The following is a 14,612-nucleotide window of genomic DNA, read 5'->3' as shown; positions in this document are numbered from 1 at the left end:
AGCCAGTTGTGCCGATGAATATCCCTAATCTGATCACCGTATTACGTGTCCTGCTGATTCCGATCTTCATTCTGCTGTTTTACCTGCCTTATTCATGGAGCTACATGGCAGCCAGTACGGTCTTCGCGATCGCTGCGGCTACGGATTGGCTCGATGGCTATCTGGCGCGTCGCCTTGAACAAAGCACGCCCTTTGGTGCCTTTCTCGACCCTGTGGCCGACAAGCTGATGGTGGCCGTGGCGCTGGTGTTGCTGGTTCAGGAACACGCCAATCTATGGCTGACACTGCCAGCGGCGGTCATCATCGGCCGCGAGATCGTGATTTCCGCATTGCGTGAGTGGATGGCCGAGATAGGTGCTCGGGCACACGTCGCCGTTTCCAATCTGGGTAAATGGAAGACTGCCGCGCAGATGCTTGCACTGGTGATTTTGCTGGCTAACCCGCCTGCCTTCACCTTTTGGGTGGTAGTCGGCTACACGCTGCTGCTGATTGCTGCCGGGCTGACTTTATGGTCGATGTTGCAATATTTGCGTGCAGCCTGGCCGCACCTCAAAACCTCAGCGGAAAAAAAATAAGTTTTTGAATCAAAGGGTTGACGTATCAATTTGAATCTATAGAATAGCGGCCTTCACCAAGATGCGGGAATAGCTCAGTTGGTAGAGCACGACCTTGCCAAGGTCGGGGTCGCGAGTTCGAGTCTCGTTTCCCGCTCCAAAATTTGGCTCATGAGCTTCATTGAAGTTCATGAGTTGTAAAAAAAAGCGACCTTAGGGTCGCTTTTTTCGTTGTGCCGAAAAACACTTCAGTCCAGTGCTCGCCAGTATTCAGAGACGCACCGTAAACAGCGGGTATAACGTCGAAGTGGTGTTCAATCGGTTGGTCGAGTTCCGCTGTTGGCTGGCCGAGACTACAGAACCCGCCAGCGCAGTTGTAGCGACAGAGGCGGCCATCGCTATAGGCAAAGTGCTCAGTGTTCGGCCGCATGCGGATAACTTTCCTGGCCTCATTTTTCGAAACCATCCTTGCTCCAGGCGCAGGGTTGATGGCGTTGGCGTGTGTTAAAGGCTCTGCGTGGTTTTGCATTTGGGGAAGGTTGAGCAGCCCCAGAATTGTTGGCCGGCATTGGCACCCGTTTTACGGATGCGAATAACCAGTGCGCTGCCACATTTCGGGCATTGTCGTTCGGCTGTTGGGTCGCTACGGCGTTTGAGGTTTTGCACGTGCTCGCGGTGGGTTGCGAGCGTCGGGGCTCTGCGGCCGGTTTGCAGGGCGCGCATGAGGGCATCGACTTCAGCCTCGCTGAATACCGGCTGCTGGAATGACTTGATGTAGCGGATAAAACCGATGCCCTGGGTGACGTTGTCCGGCACCTCGGTTTTGAAGGTACTGCCGCCGATGAAGGTAATAACCGAGTGCAGGTGCTCCGGGTTTACGCCAAGGGTGGCCTCCAGTGCCTTGAGGTGCTTGTAGTTTTGGCGCAGCGGGTTCTGGAACTTGAACGTGCATTTATAGAGCTTCTGCGTCCACTGTGGCTGCTTTTCGCTGCCGAATATCCAGCCGTTCATGTTCTTCGTTTCCAGCACGAAGACGCCATAAGGCGAGAGGAATACGTGGTCGATCTGCGTGGTGCCGTCAGGTGTGCTCAGGGTGACGTTGTGCAGTCGGCGGTAGGCTTGCTTATCCAGCTGCCAATGAGCAAACAAGCGCACTAGGAGTTCGCCGGTGTGGCCCTTGGCCCAAGGCGACTTGAGAAGGCCGATCAGCAGCATCAGCGGGATAAACCAGCCCAGCGTGCCCCAGACCTGCGCGATGATGGGGGTGAAGTCCATTTCTCTGTTTCCTTTTATTCGGTACTGAACAGATGAGCCGAATTATGAACCTATTCGGTTCATCGATGGGTTAACAACCACCAGCACGATTACTCGAACGTTTACAGGTAGGGTGCTGCGCTGCTGCGAATCGCCTGGACAACGCGCGGGGCTTGCTCGCAGTGCTCTCGGTGAAGAGTTAGCACCCGTTCCACGGCTTACAGCCACCTGTGGATGCGCTCCTTGGGTTGTTCGATGTCGCCGTTTTGGGCGAACTCCAGAAGGCCCTGGCGGGCGGCAAATAGCGACTTGTTGCCCGCAAGCTCGGCTTGGGTGAGGCCACGATTGAGACGTTATCAATACACGGACGAGCGGTCCGGTTGGCATGCAGGATATTTACGCAGCCATCGACCAAGAGTGATTACCACGCTGTTTACCGAATAAGGGTCGCGTGGTGCCCTAAAAACCCAATCTGTGTTCGTCGCGTTGCTGCCAATTTGACCAACGGCAGAGGTCTGTCGGATAAGGGTGGGTACCGACAGACGACTGCAGCATCGTTGCTTTGCTGGTTCTATTGCTTCTGTGGGTCGAACTGTTTGTCCTTGATAAACAGTGCCGGAATCACACCACAGATGAAGTAGGCCGCGCCCATGACTAGAAACCCCACGCCTATCGAGCCATGAGAGGCGAGGAAGCCGATAGCTGCCGGAGCAATCGCTGCGCCCAGGCGCCCGATGTTGTAGGCGCCGCCTACGGCGGATCCGCGGAATTTGGCCTCGAAGCTTTCAGTCATGTAGGTGGCGTTCACACCGTAAGGAATGCCGTACAAAAAGCCGAACACCACCAACATCCACAGGATGTTTTCCGGGCTTTGAAACAGGACGATGACCGGTAGGAATACCGCAGTTCCCAGGGCACCAAAGGCGAACACGGTACGACGACCGATACGGTCAGCCGCCAGGCCGGCGAGAATCTTGCCGAGGATCATGGCGGTGTAGGTGCCGACCATGTAGCCGGTCATGGATTTGAGGTTCATGCCCAGTTCGCTTTCCAGATACGTCGGCATCCAGTTGTTCACGCCGTAGTAGCCGAACTGCAGAAAGCCGGCAGTCAGGGCCCAGGAGATAAACATCCGGCGAGCCTGCGGATCACCGAAGATCAGCTTGTACATGCTCTCGCGCTTTTCGGAGGATGGCTTTTGGATGCCCTTGATTTTTTTCTTGGCGCGCTCGGCCTGAGCGTTGATCCAGGCTTGCGGCTCCGGCACGAAACGTTGCATCACCACGGCCAGGATCACCGGGATAATGGCAATGTAGAAAAGCCAGCGCCAGCCATGGCTAGGCAAGATCCAGCCGGCCAGCAGCGTCGCGACGATATAGCCCACTGACCAGCCCGCTTGCAGGGTGCCCAGTACCGTTGTGCGGTAGCGAGTGGGTACGTATTCGGCCATCAGCGTGTTACAAGCCACGTACAGTGCGCCAATCCCCAGCGATGCCACCAATCGGGTGATCGCGAACTGCCAATAGTTATGCGTCAGGCCTAGCACAGCCGTGCCGGCGGAAAAAAGTACGATGCTCCAGACCACGGTTTTTACCCGGCCGAAACGATCGCAAGCCCAGCCACCGTAAATGCCACCAATGGCCATGCCGGCCAGGGTGAAACTACCCAGGCTGCCGGCTTCGACGTTGCTCAACCCAAATTCAGCCTTCAGGCTGCTGAGGCTGTAGGAAAGCAGCATCAGATCGGCGCCGTCGATTAACAGTCCAAGAAAGCAGAAAACAAATACCAACACCCAGGTGTTGGTTTTGGCCAGTGTATTTGCACTGACCTGAGCAGCAGCGTCCATCACGTCACCTTATTATATTTATGGGAACAGGGGGCTTGAACCAGAGTTTGAAGGCCTGAGGCCTCAGCTTTGAGCGTCGCGGATCATGTTTCGGGCGATCACCAACTGCTGGATCTGGGTGGTGCCTTCATAAATGCGGAACAGGCGAACGTCCCGATAGAAGCGTTCGATGGCGTATTCGCTGACATAGCCAGCGCCACCATGGATCTGCACGCAGCGGTCGGCGACCCGGCCGCACATCTCAGTGGCGAACATCTTCGAGCAGGAGGCTTCGGTACCAATGTTCAGGCCCAGGTCACGTTTTTGTGCCGCATCCAGGACCATGCAGCGTGCTGCGTAGATTTCCGCCTTACTGTCGGCGAGCATCGCCTGGATCAGTTGGAACTCGGCGATCGGCTTGCCGAATTGCTTGCGCTCAATTGCGTATTGCAGCGAGTCCGCCAGCATGCGCTCGGCTGCGCCGACGCTCAGGGCGGCAATATGCAGGCGACCTTTATCCAGTACTTTCATGGCGGTTTTGAAACCCACGCCTTCAACACCACCGATCAACTGGCTGGCTGGAACGCGGACATTTTCGAAGATGACGTCACTGGTGTGAGCGCCTTTTTGTCCCATCTTGTGATCGCGTTTACCCAGGGAGATACCGGCCGTGTCGCGCTCTACGATGAATGCACTGATGCCGCCGGAACCCTTGATGTCCGGGTTGGTGCGCGCCATTACGGTGAAAATATCGGCGTGGGGGGCGTTGGTGATGAAGCGCTTGGTGCCGTTGATGATGTAGTGATCGCCATCGCGCACGGCACTGGTTTTCAGCGAGGCGGCATCGGAACCCGAGTCCGGCTCGGTCAGGCAGAAGGCGCTGAGTAGCTCGCCCGAGGCCAGGCCTGGCAGGTACTTGAGTTTCTGCTCTTGGCTGCCGTCGAGCAGAATGCCGATGGAGCCGATACCGTTATTGGTGCCAATGTAGGAACGAAAGGCTGGAGAGGTGCGCCCCAGTTCGAAGGCGATATTTACCTCTTCTTCCATGGTCACACCCATGCCGCCGAATTCTTCCGGGATAGTCAGCCCGAACAGCCCCATTTCTTGCAACTGGACAACGATGTCGTCCGGGATGTTGTCGGTCTCGGCAACCTCGTTCTCCCGTGGGATTAGCGCTTCGTTGACGAACTGGCGAAGGGAATCCAGCAGGATCTGTAGGGTTTCTGTGTCACGGATCATGTGCGCTCCTTGAGGCTCGCAAGCGAGCCGGTTTAGTAGGGCGCCGTCACTCCGTTGTTTCAGCGAGCAGCGGCGCCAATGTTGTTAACCATATTGATCAGACGAGGTCCGATATCGTCTTCAAGCTTTTCGCGCGGCAGCTGGAAGCTAGGTCCACCACAGTTGAAGGTCAGCAACCCGTACTGCGGGTGCAGCAACGGCACTGCAACGGAGTTGACGTCGCGGTGCCACTCACCGATCGACAGGCAGAACCCGTAATCGGCAAAATCCCTGAATGCGCGGTCCAGCCCCTTGCGGATAGCTGGCCATTGCTCCGTTTCGCGCTGGCGAATGTGGTCGAGCAGAAACTCCCGTTCTGTTTCCGGCATTGCTGCCAGGCAGGCTCGGCCCACCGAACTCTGTGCCAGCGGCAAGTAGCTGCCTGTTTGTCGCCGCATGGTCATGTTGCCCTGACCCTGAACCACATCCAGGTAGACCATTTGAAGACGATCGCGGGCGGCCATGGCGACGGCGGCCTGAGCGTGGGTTGCCAATTCCTCCATCAATGGATGGGCCACCGTACGAATTGAAAGGTTCGATAGCATTGCGTAGCCGAACCCGAGTACACCGACATCCAGTTGGTATTTGCCCGAGTGCACTTCGCGCTTGAGGCATCCAAGACGCATCAGCGTATTGGTCAGGCGCGTCACGGTCGGCTTGGGCAGCCCGGTCATTCTGGCCAGGTCCTGATTGCCGAGTACGTTCTCGCGCGGTGTGAAACACCTCATCAGCTCAAGTCCACGAGCCAGTGCTGTCACGAACTGGCCACTGCTTTCTTCTTCGCTCATCCCGCTTGCTGGATCGAGCATGCCCATTCTCAGCAAGCCAATCTCATCTGCTCCACTCATCTTGTCCGCTGCGGAAGGGTCGGTCTTGTTGCGTCGCATGTTAGGGCCTCGATTCTGAGAAATGCAAGAAAATAAAATACAGTTTCGTCTAGCGAAATTATATTCGTTATTTCAATAAAATCAAAACCACATTTAAAAATTACTTAAATATTTGATATATAAGGTTTTAATTAAATTTATAGATTGTTTGTTTACAGAGCTTTGAGACCGTATCTATGATAATTCACTATTTCGGTATTTAGTTTCGCACAGCGAAACGCAAATTGAGGGGAAAGTATGAGCTCCCAGCACGCGTCAGTCGTGACTCTGGAAATCCGCGATGATGCTGTCGCAGTTGTGCGGATCTCGCGTCCCGATGCGAAGAACGCACTCAATAGCGCGGTCCGCGAGCAATTGGCCGAGCACTTTCGTGCACTTGCCGACGATGCTCGGGTGCGCGCTATCGTCCTGACCGGCGGCGAGCAGTGCTTCGTAGCGGGTGCCGACATCCGCGAGTTCGCCGACGCCAGTCCCATCGAGATGTACCGTCGACATACCGAATACCTGTGGGAGGCCATCGGTCGTTGTCCGAAACCGGTGATCGCAGCGGTGAATGGCTTTGCCCTGGGTGGCGGGTGTGAGCTGGCGATGCATTGCGACATCATCGTTGCAGGGGAGTCGGCGCGCTTCGGTCAACCGGAGGTCAAGTTGGGCCTGATGCCCGGAGCCGGTGGGACTCAGCGCCTCATCCGCGCGGTCGGTAAGTTCCAGGCGATGCGCATCGCGTTGACTGGCTGTTTGGTCCCGGCGCAACAAGCACTCGCCATGGGGATGGTCAGCGAGGTGGTGAGCGACGAGCACACGCTACCGCGCGCACTTGAGCTGGCGGCTGAAATAGCCGCCTTGCCACCACTGGCAGTGGCGCAGATCAAGGAGGTCATGCTGGCCGGCGCCGACCTGCCGCTGGACAGCGCACTGGTCCTGGAGCGCAAGGCGTTCCAGTTGCTATTCGACTCGAAAGACCAGAAAGAGGGCGCTCGCGCCTTTCTGGAAAAGCGTAAAGCCAGCTTTGCAGGGGAATGAACCATGACACGCGTAATTAGCCATATGGCCATCGTAGGTGCTGGCGTGATGGGCACCGGCATTGCCCAGATTGCCGCCCAGGCGGGTATCCGGGTAATGCTGTTCGACAATCGCGAAGGCGCGGCCCAGGCAGCCCTGGATAACTTGAAGCAGACGCTGAACACGCTGGTAAGCAAGGGCAAGATCGCCAGTGGCGACGCGCAACGTACGCTTGAGCATCTTGAGGTGGCAACGACTCTGGCGGAGTTGAAGAACGTTGACCTGGTGGTTGAAGCAATCATCGAGCGTCTCGATGCCAAGCAGGCATTGCTAGCCGAGTTGGAGGCGGTGGTCGCCGACGATTGCATTCTGGCAACCAATACCTCGTCGTTGTCCGTTACCCGTATCGCGCGCAGATGTCGGCACCCCGAACGTGTTGCAGGATTTCACTTCTTCAACCCGGTACCGCTGATGAAAGTGGTGGAGGTGATCGACGGCTTAGCCAGCGATCCGCTGGTCGGTGACTGCCTGCAGGCGTTGGCGGCGCGCATGGGCCACCGCGGTATTCGGGCCAAGGATACGCCCGGTTTCATCATCAACCACGCGGGTCGCGCCTATAGCACCGAAGCCCTGCAAATGCTCAAGGAAGGCATTGCCGAGCCTGCGGAAATCGACCGCATCCTGCGCGAGGGCTTGGGTTTTCGCATGGGGCCACTGGAGCTATTCGACCTTACGGCTCTGGACGTTTCTCACCCGGTGATCGAGTCGATCTATAACCAGTTTTACCAGGAGCCGCGTTATCGCCCGTCGGCGCTGACTCGGCAGATGCTAGACGCCGGGTATGTCGGCCGCAAAGTGGGACGCGGGTTCTACCGGTACACCAACGGGCAAATGATCGATCCGCCGTCGGCGCAGCGAGTGCCGGTTGTCGAGGCTATGCCACCGGTATGGCTCGGTACCGAGAACGAGGAGGATCGTGCCACCTTGAATGCGCTGCTGGAAGCGTTGGGCGCGCAGGTCGAGCAGGGTGTCACACCGAGCAGTGAGGCGCTTTGTCTGCTCGCGCCCTACGGCCTGGATGCCACCGCTGCCGCTGGCCTGTTCGCCACCGATCCGGCACGCACCGTGTGTATCGACCCGCTGCTCGACCCTCGTCGCTACCGCACGCTGATGCCGACACCGGCCACGCGAGTCGATATGCGCGATGCTGCTCATGCTTTGCTGGCCCGCGATGGCGTCGGCGTCAGCGTGATCAATGACAGCGTTGGTTTCGTCGCCCAACGCGTGCTGGCAATGATCGTCAACCTGGCTGGCGACATCGTCCAACAACGCATCGCCAGTGTCGACGACCTGGATGAGGGCGTCCGCCGTGGCCTGGGTTATCCGCAGGGTCCGCTGGCCTGGGGCGATAGTCTCGGAGCAAAACGCTTGCTGACCATTCTCGAACGTATGACCGATCTGACAGGGGATCCACGTTATCGCCCGGGCCCCTGGCTGCGTCGCCGAGCGGCCCTGGGCCTATCGCTGCGCCATATTGAACCGACGCTCAACTGACCTCTGACATTCAGGAATTTTCCATGCTCGACGCCTATATCTTCGCAGGGCTGCGCACCCCCTTCGGCCGCCACGGTGGGGCACTTGCACCGGTACGTCCGGACGATCTCGCTGCTCACGTTATCCGCGAACTGCTCGCCCGTCATGCCATTCCCGGTGATGCCATCGAGGACGTGATTCTTGGCAACACCAACCAGGCGGGGGAGGACAGCCGTAACATCGCTCGCCATGCTGCGCTGCTTGCCGGACTGCCGGTGACGGTACCGGGGCAGACGGTCAATCGCCTTTGCGCCAGTGGCCTGGCGGCAGTGATCGACGCGGCACGTGCGGTCACCTGCGGGGAAGGTGATCTGTTCATCGCTGGCGGCGTGGAAAGCATGTCCCGCGCGCCATTTGTCATGGCCAAGGCGGAAACAGCCTACAGCCGCGAGTTGACGGTATTTGACAGCACTATCGGCGCACGCTTCCCCAATCCGAAAATCGTCACCGAGTTTGGCAATGACAGCATGCCGCAGACCGGTGACAACGTGGCCCGCGATTATGGCATCGACCGCGCTCAAGCGGACCTTTTTGCCGCAGGGTCCCAAGCCCGATACGAAGCCGCGCGATTGTCCGGTTTCTTCGCGGACGAATTGCTTGCGGTGAGCGTACCCACCGGTCGCAAGACACCGCCCACTGTCGTAGAGCAGGACGAACACCCCCGCCCGCAATCTGATCTGGCGGCCTTGGCGCGGCTCAAACCCCTGTCCGAGGGCGGCGTGGTCACTGCTGGCAACGCATCGGGCCTCAACGACGGGGCCGCTGCGCTGCTGATTGGCTCCAGGGCTGCCGGGGAACGCCATGGTCTGGTGCCAATGGTCCGCATTCTATCTGCCGCCGCTGTGGGCGTTGAGCCTCGCATCATGGGCGTCGGCCCGGTCGAGGCGATCCACAAGGCTTTGGACCGCGCCGGGCTGAGTCTGGCGGATATGGACATTGTCGAGATCAACGAAGCTTTCGCTTGCCAAGTACTGGGCTGCCTCAAGGGGCTTGGCCTTGCTTTCGACGATCCTCGCGTGAACCCTAATGGCGGCGCTATTGCGGTCGGCCATCCATTGGGCGCGTCTGGCGCGAGGCTGGCACTCAGTACCGCCCGCGCGTTGCAAGTGAGCGGCAAGCGCTACGCTGTGGTCAGTCTGTGCATCGGTGTTGGCCAAGGGCTGGCGATGGTTATCGAGCGCGTATGAGCGCGGCAAACAAAGGTGAAATGAAATGGGTGCTTTGACTGGATACCGCGTGCTCGATCTGAGCCGTGTGCTGGCCGGTCCCTGGTGTGGCCAGACGTTGGCTGACCTAGGGGCCGAAGTGATCAAGATCGAACGGCCTGGTGTGGGCGATGATACCCGTGGCTGGGGTCCGCCGTGGATGAGTGATGAGAACGAAGAGCCCACGCAGGAAGCCTCTTATTACCAGTCCACCAACCGTGGCAAGCTGTCGGTAGCACTCAACCTGGCCACGCCCGAAGGTCAGGAAATGGTGCGTGCTTTGGCCGCCAACTGTGACGTACTGATCGAAAATTACAAGGCTGGCTCATTGGCCAAATACGGGCTGGACTATTCAAGCTTATCCAAAATCAACCCGCGTCTGGTCTACTGCTCCGTAACCGGCTTCGGCCAGACCGGCCCGCGCGCTGCTGAGCCAGGCTACGACTTCATCATCCAGGGTATCGGCGGGCTGATGAGCATCACTGGCGAACGTGATGATCTACCGGGGGGCGGTCCGCAGAAAGTTGGAGTGGCATTCTCCGACCTGATGACAGGGCTTTACTCCACCGTCGCCATTCAGGCTGCATTGCTCAGTCGCGAAAAAACCGGCTTGGGTCAGCACGTCGACATGGCTCTGCTTGATGTGCAGGTCGCCACCCTGTGCAACCAAAGCCAGAACTACCTGGCCTCAGGGAAGCCGCCGGGGCGCTATGGCAATGCTCACGCCAACATCGTTCCTTATCAGGTGTTCCGTGCCAGTGATCGTGATTTCATCATTGCCTGCGGAAATGACAGCCAGTTCATCTCCTTGTGCGACGCCATCGGTCTCTCTGAGTTGCCCCGAGACCCGCGTTTTGCCCGCAACGCTGACCGGGTGACCAATCGCGAGGAGATCATCAGGATTCTGTCGCAACATTTCCTCGGCGATTGTGCTGATGAGTGGGTGCAACGAATTCACCCGCAGGGCGTGCCAGTCGGTGCGATAAACAGCATCGCCCAGGCACTTGACGAGCCTCAGGTGAAAGCACGCGACATGCTGGTAAACATTCCTCACCCACTGAATCCGGACTTTGTCACGGTTGGCAGCCCTATTAAGTTGTCGGGCACGCCGGTGGAATACCTGCGTCCCGCGCCGATGCTGGGTGAGCACACGGACGAAGTTCTCAAGCGCCAATTGGGTCTCGGTGATGTACGCCTGGCCGAATTGAAGGCTCAAGGTGTGATCGAGCAGCTTGGCGACCGCTGAACATAAGCACCCCGAGCACGATCAGGTGTTGTCGGGGCAATTCTTCTAAATGGAGCCTGCCATGAAAGTCCTCGTCGCTGTCAAACGAGTGGTCGACTACAACGTCAAGGTTCGCGTCAAAGCGGACAACTCCGGCGTCGATCTCGCTAACGTCAAAATGTCGATGAACCCCTTCTGCGAAATCGCTGTGGAAGAAGCCGTCCGCCTGAAAGAAAAAGGCGTTGCGACCGAGATCGTCGTCGTTTCCATTGGTCCGGCTACCGCTCAGGAGCAACTGCGTACCGCCTTGGCTCTGGGTGCTGATCGCGCCATCCTCGTTGAGTGTGCCGACGAGCTGAATTCCCTGGCGGTGGCCAAGCTGCTCAAGGCTGTGGTCGACAAAGAACAACCGCAGTTGGTGATCCTGGGTAAACAGGCCATCGACAGCGACAACAACCAGACTGGCCAGATGCTGGCTGCGCTGAGCGGCTACGCCCAGGGCACCTTCGCCTCTAAAGTCGAAGTGTCTGGCGACAAAGTCAGCGTCACGCGTGAAGTCGACGCCGGCCTGCAGACTGTGTCCCTGAGCCTGCCAGCGATCGTGACCACAGACCTGCGTCTGAACGAGCCACGCTACGCCTCCTTGCCAAACATCATGAAAGCTAAGAAGAAGCCTCTTGAAGTGCTGACTCCGGACGCTTTGGGCGTTTCTACCGCCTCCACGACCAAAACCCTGAAAGTTGAAGCGCCGGCTACCCGCAGCGCAGGCATCAAGGTCAAGTCGGTGGCTGAACTGGTCGAGAAACTGAAAAACGAAGCGAAGGTGCTTTGAGTTAAGGAGCCTTAAATGACTATCTTGGTTATTGCTGAACATGAAAATGGTGTCGTTGCCCCGGCAACCCTGAACACCGTAGCTGCCGCTGTAAAAATTGGTGGTGATATTCACGTACTGGTGGCCGGTGCCAACGTTGGCGCCATCGCTGAAGCTGCCGCGAAAATCGCCGGTGTTTCGAAGGTGCTGGTTGCTGATAATGCGGCCTATGCCCATCAGTTGCCGGAAAACGTTGCGCCGCTGGTTGCCGAACTGGGCAAGGCTTACAGCCACATCCTGGCGGCTGCTACGTCCAACGGTAAAAACATCCTGCCACGCGTCGCCGCGCAGCTGGACGTTGACCAGATCTCCGAGATCATCGCCGTTGAAAGCGCTGACACCTTCAAGCGTCCGATCTATGCCGGTAACGCCATTGCGACAGTGCAGTCTTCGGCTGCTGTCAAAGTGATCACCGTGCGTGCTACGGGTTTTGATCCGGTTGCTGCTGAAGGCGGTTCCGCTGCAGTTGAAGCAGTTTCGGCTGCTCACGATGCGGGCAAGTCCACCTTCGTTAGCGAAGAACTGGCCAAGTCCGATCGTCCAGAACTGACCGCTGCCAAAATCGTCGTTTCCGGCGGTCGTGGCATGCAGAACGGCGAGAACTTCAAGCACCTGTACGCCTTGGCCGACAAGCTGGGCGCTGCTGTGGGTGCTTCGCGCGCCGCAGTCGACGCAGGTTTCGTACCGAACGACATGCAGGTCGGTCAGACCGGCAAAATCGTTGCGCCACAGCTGTACATTGCGGTCGGTATTTCCGGCGCGATCCAGCATCTGGCCGGTATGAAAGACTCCAAAGTGATCGTTGCGATCAACAAGGACGAAGAAGCGCCGATCTTCCAGGTGGCTGATTACGGCCTGGTGGGTGATCTGTTTGAAATCGTGCCGCAGCTACAGCAAGCGCTCGGAAGTCTCTAAGGAAACTCCGATCAACTTGCAGTGAACGCGCCACCCGTCGAAATGACAGCCGTTTCTGCCTTTATCAGCGAAAAATGGCCTCAAACACCAAAGAATCGGGCTTTTCAGCCCGATTTACCTTACTGCAGCCAAGGGCATGTACGGCCAGGGCAATCCGCGGGAGAGGCAATCCTGGAGCGCAGGCTAACGCCCATCCTTCAACACTCCTTCCTCATGTCACTCTCGATCTCCAGGCCGATCAGTTTCTCCTGTGGCAGGGCATTGCGGGCGCTTCTGAGCACCTGAAAAAACCGAACGAGTTCAGGATCGCCCTGACTGCGTTCCCCAAGACTCCATAGGGGGATGCGACATGAGTTCATGAGCAACAGCTATGCATTGCTGCGGATGCACCTTGCAGCTTTACTGAAAAGCCCCTTCGAACGTCCTGCCTACAACCCCGCAATCCCTCTGTAGATAATCCCTCTTGCAGCGCCACCGACCCGAGCGTGGTGCAGTTGTGTGAGATCGGAGACATGAATCATTACGATGTGATTGTGCTCGGCAGCGGGAATGCCGGGTTATGCGCTGCACTGTCGGCCCGCGAGCAAGGTGCTCGGGTGGCCCTGCTGGAACGTGCACCGCTGGAGCAACGTGGCGGCAACTCGGCCTACACCGGCGGCGCATTTCGCGTGGCGTACCGTGGTGTCGATGATTTGCGCCTGTTGATGCCGGACTTGCTCGACAGCGAAATCGAGAGCAGCGATTTCGGCAGCTATACCCAAGAAGCGTTCTATGACGAGCTGGCGGCTCAAAGCCAATACCGGGCCGACCCGGAGGTGCTCGACACTGTCGTCACCGAGAGCCTTGATACGTTGTGCTGGATGACCCGCCAGGGCGTGCGCTTCATGCCGATCTATGGCCGTCAGGCGTTTAAAATCGACGGTCGATACACGTTTTGGGGTGGGCTCACCGTTGAGGTCTCCGGCGGCGGCCAAGGGTTGGTTGAGTCGCTGATGCGTCGTGCCGAGCGCAACGGCATCGAGTTTTTCTACGACAGCCGGGCCCGCCACTTGTCCCGTGATTCACAAGGCCGTTGGCAGATCGAATGCGCCAACGGACAGCTCTTTAGTGCGGACGCGTTGATCCTGGCCACCGGCGGTTTTCACGCCAACCTGCAATGGCGCGCCAAATACCTGGGGCCCGGTTGGGATTTGGCCAAGGTGCGCGGCTCGCGCTACAACACCGGCGACGGCATTCGCATGGCGCTGGAGGTCGGCGCTCAGGCACACGGTAATTGGTCGGGCTGTCATGCGGTGTTTTACGACGTCAATGCACCCGAGCTGGGCGATCTGAATCTGCTCAATCAGCAGAAAAATTACTTTCATCTGGGGGTCGTGGTCAACGCCGATGGCAAACGCTTCGTTGATGAGGGCCTTGATTTTCGCAACTACACCTACTCGGGCATGGGCGCCAAGGTGCTTCAGCAACCGGGCGGCGTGGCCTGGCAGTTGTTCGATCAGCACAGTGAACACCTGCTGCCGGACGAATACCGTGTCCGCCATGCCACCCGTATCCAGGCCGACACCCTGCAAGAATTGGTGGCGAAGCTTGAGGGCGTCAATGCCACCGCTCTGCTCGATACGCTGAACGACTACAACGCAGCGGTGCGCCGTGAGGTGCCGTTCAATCCGGCCGTGCGTGATGGGCGTTCGACCGTGGGCCTTGCGGTTCCCAAATCTAACTGGGCCAACCCATTGGAGCGACCGCCATTCGTTGCCTATGCGGTGACCTGCGGCATCACCTTTACCTTCGGCGGCCTCAAGGTGAACAGCGACGCCCAGGTGCTCGATGAGCAGGGGCAATCCATCACGGGCCTCTACGCAGCTGGTGAGCTGGTCGGCAATCTCTATTACGTGAAGTACGCCGGCGGTGCCGGGCTGACCTCGGGCTCGGTTCTGGGCCGTATCGCCGGTAAAGCGGCGGCAACCCATCAATCCAGCCCAGGCCAATACAACTGACGTGTC

At 58.3% G+C, this 14,612-nt stretch carries 12 protein-coding genes and 1 tRNA gene; 9 read left to right on the top strand and 4 right to left on the bottom strand.

Annotated features, from left to right (window positions below; translation table 11 throughout):
* Positions 1-14 precede the first annotated feature (14 nt).
* Both pgsA and AC1MEA_RS22560 read left to right on the top strand, forming a co-directional pair.
* Complete coding sequence (gene pgsA / locus AC1MEA_RS22565; RefSeq protein WP_219060123.1) at positions 15-575, top strand: CDP-diacylglycerol--glycerol-3-phosphate 3-phosphatidyltransferase; 561 nt, start codon at positions 15-17, stop codon at positions 573-575.
* Positions 576-638: 63 nt separating this feature from the next.
* Positions 639-714, top strand: a tRNA-Gly gene (locus tag AC1MEA_RS22560).
* A gap of 344 nt (positions 715-1,058) precedes the next feature.
* Here AC1MEA_RS22560 and AC1MEA_RS22555 read toward each other — a convergent pair.
* The 4 genes from AC1MEA_RS22555 to AC1MEA_RS22540 form a co-directional block, all read right to left on the bottom strand.
* Positions 1,059-1,829, bottom strand: coding sequence for a nuclease-related domain-containing protein (locus tag AC1MEA_RS22555; RefSeq protein WP_480417476.1), 771 nt, complete (start codon positions 1,827-1,829; stop codon positions 1,059-1,061).
* A 550-nt stretch (positions 1,830-2,379) separates the two neighbouring features.
* On the bottom strand, positions 2,380-3,654 hold the full coding sequence (locus AC1MEA_RS22550; protein ID WP_480417475.1) for an MFS transporter: 1,275 nt from the start codon (positions 3,652-3,654) through the stop codon (positions 2,380-2,382).
* Positions 3,655-3,717: 63 nt separating this feature from the next.
* Positions 3,718-4,872, bottom strand: a complete 1,155-nt coding sequence (locus AC1MEA_RS22545; protein ID WP_480417474.1) for an acyl-CoA dehydrogenase family protein — start codon at positions 4,870-4,872, stop codon at positions 3,718-3,720.
* 59 nt (positions 4,873-4,931) lie between these two features.
* Positions 4,932-5,798: an IclR family transcriptional regulator gene (locus AC1MEA_RS22540; protein WP_480417473.1), complete on the bottom strand. Its 867-nt coding sequence runs from the start codon at positions 5,796-5,798 to the stop codon at positions 4,932-4,934.
* A gap of 237 nt (positions 5,799-6,035) precedes the next feature.
* Here AC1MEA_RS22540 and AC1MEA_RS22535 point away from each other — a divergent pair, with 237 nt between their 5' ends.
* The 7 genes from AC1MEA_RS22535 (at position 6,036) to tcuA (ending at position 14,606) form a co-directional block, all read left to right on the top strand.
* A complete protein-coding gene (locus AC1MEA_RS22535; protein WP_057006094.1) occupies positions 6,036-6,821 on the top strand; it encodes an enoyl-CoA hydratase in 786 nt (261 codons plus the stop codon).
* Between the two features lie 3 nt (positions 6,822-6,824).
* Entirely contained in the window at positions 6,825-8,354 is a 1,530-nt protein-coding gene (locus AC1MEA_RS22530; RefSeq protein WP_480417472.1) for a 3-hydroxyacyl-CoA dehydrogenase, read from the top strand.
* Between the two features lie 23 nt (positions 8,355-8,377).
* Positions 8,378-9,580 carry a 3-oxoadipyl-CoA thiolase gene (locus AC1MEA_RS22525; protein WP_480417471.1) on the top strand — a complete coding sequence of 401 codons (1,203 nt, stop codon included), beginning with the start codon at positions 8,378-8,380 and terminating at the stop codon, positions 9,578-9,580.
* A 25-nt stretch (positions 9,581-9,605) separates the two neighbouring features.
* Positions 9,606-10,844: a CaiB/BaiF CoA transferase family protein gene (locus AC1MEA_RS22520; protein ID WP_480417470.1), complete on the top strand. Its 1,239-nt coding sequence runs from the start codon at positions 9,606-9,608 to the stop codon at positions 10,842-10,844.
* 61 nt (positions 10,845-10,905) lie between these two features.
* Complete coding sequence (locus AC1MEA_RS22515) at positions 10,906-11,655, top strand: electron transfer flavoprotein subunit beta/FixA family protein (protein ID WP_480417469.1); 750 nt, start codon at positions 10,906-10,908, stop codon at positions 11,653-11,655.
* Between the two features lie 15 nt (positions 11,656-11,670).
* Positions 11,671-12,609 carry an electron transfer flavoprotein subunit alpha/FixB family protein gene (locus AC1MEA_RS22510; protein WP_480417468.1) on the top strand — a complete coding sequence of 313 codons (939 nt, stop codon included), beginning with the start codon at positions 11,671-11,673 and terminating at the stop codon, positions 12,607-12,609.
* 512 nt (positions 12,610-13,121) lie between these two features.
* Positions 13,122-14,606, top strand: coding sequence for an FAD-dependent tricarballylate dehydrogenase TcuA (tcuA, locus tag AC1MEA_RS22505; protein WP_480417467.1), 1,485 nt, complete (start codon positions 13,122-13,124; stop codon positions 14,604-14,606).
* Positions 14,607-14,612: the final 6 nt, after the last annotated feature.

Source organism: Pseudomonas sp. ASL8 (assembly GCF_056680355.1).
Note: the sequence above shows the minus strand (reverse complement) of the source record. Positions and strands in the feature narration are given on the sequence as shown.

Excerpts from the sequence above, each read along its gene's own strand:
- AC1MEA_RS22545 (WP_480417474.1), bottom strand. The coding sequence starts at position 4,872 with ATGATCCGTGACACAGAAACCCTACAGATCCTGCTGGATTCCCTTCGC.
- AC1MEA_RS22525 (WP_480417471.1), top strand. The coding sequence starts at position 8,378 with ATGCTCGACGCCTATATCTTCGCAGGGCTGCGCACCCCCTTCGGCCGC.
- tcuA (WP_480417467.1), top strand. The coding sequence starts at position 13,122 with ATGAATCATTACGATGTGATTGTGCTCGGCAGCGGGAATGCCGGGTTA.
- AC1MEA_RS22550 (WP_480417475.1), bottom strand. The coding sequence starts at position 3,654 with ATGGACGCTGCTGCTCAGGTCAGTGCAAATACACTGGCCAAAACCAAC.
- AC1MEA_RS22530 (WP_480417472.1), top strand. The coding sequence starts at position 6,825 with ATGACACGCGTAATTAGCCATATGGCCATCGTAGGTGCTGGCGTGATG.
- pgsA (WP_219060123.1), top strand. The coding sequence starts at position 15 with ATGAATATCCCTAATCTGATCACCGTATTACGTGTCCTGCTGATTCCG.
- AC1MEA_RS22555 (WP_480417476.1), bottom strand. The coding sequence starts at position 1,829 with ATGGACTTCACCCCCATCATCGCGCAGGTCTGGGGCACGCTGGGCTGG.
- AC1MEA_RS22535 (WP_057006094.1), top strand. The coding sequence starts at position 6,036 with ATGAGCTCCCAGCACGCGTCAGTCGTGACTCTGGAAATCCGCGATGAT.
- AC1MEA_RS22540 (WP_480417473.1), bottom strand. The coding sequence starts at position 5,798 with ATGCGACGCAACAAGACCGACCCTTCCGCAGCGGACAAGATGAGTGGA.
- AC1MEA_RS22515 (WP_480417469.1), top strand. The coding sequence starts at position 10,906 with ATGAAAGTCCTCGTCGCTGTCAAACGAGTGGTCGACTACAACGTCAAG.
- AC1MEA_RS22510 (WP_480417468.1), top strand. The coding sequence starts at position 11,671 with ATGACTATCTTGGTTATTGCTGAACATGAAAATGGTGTCGTTGCCCCG.
- AC1MEA_RS22520 (WP_480417470.1), top strand. The coding sequence starts at position 9,606 with ATGGGTGCTTTGACTGGATACCGCGTGCTCGATCTGAGCCGTGTGCTG.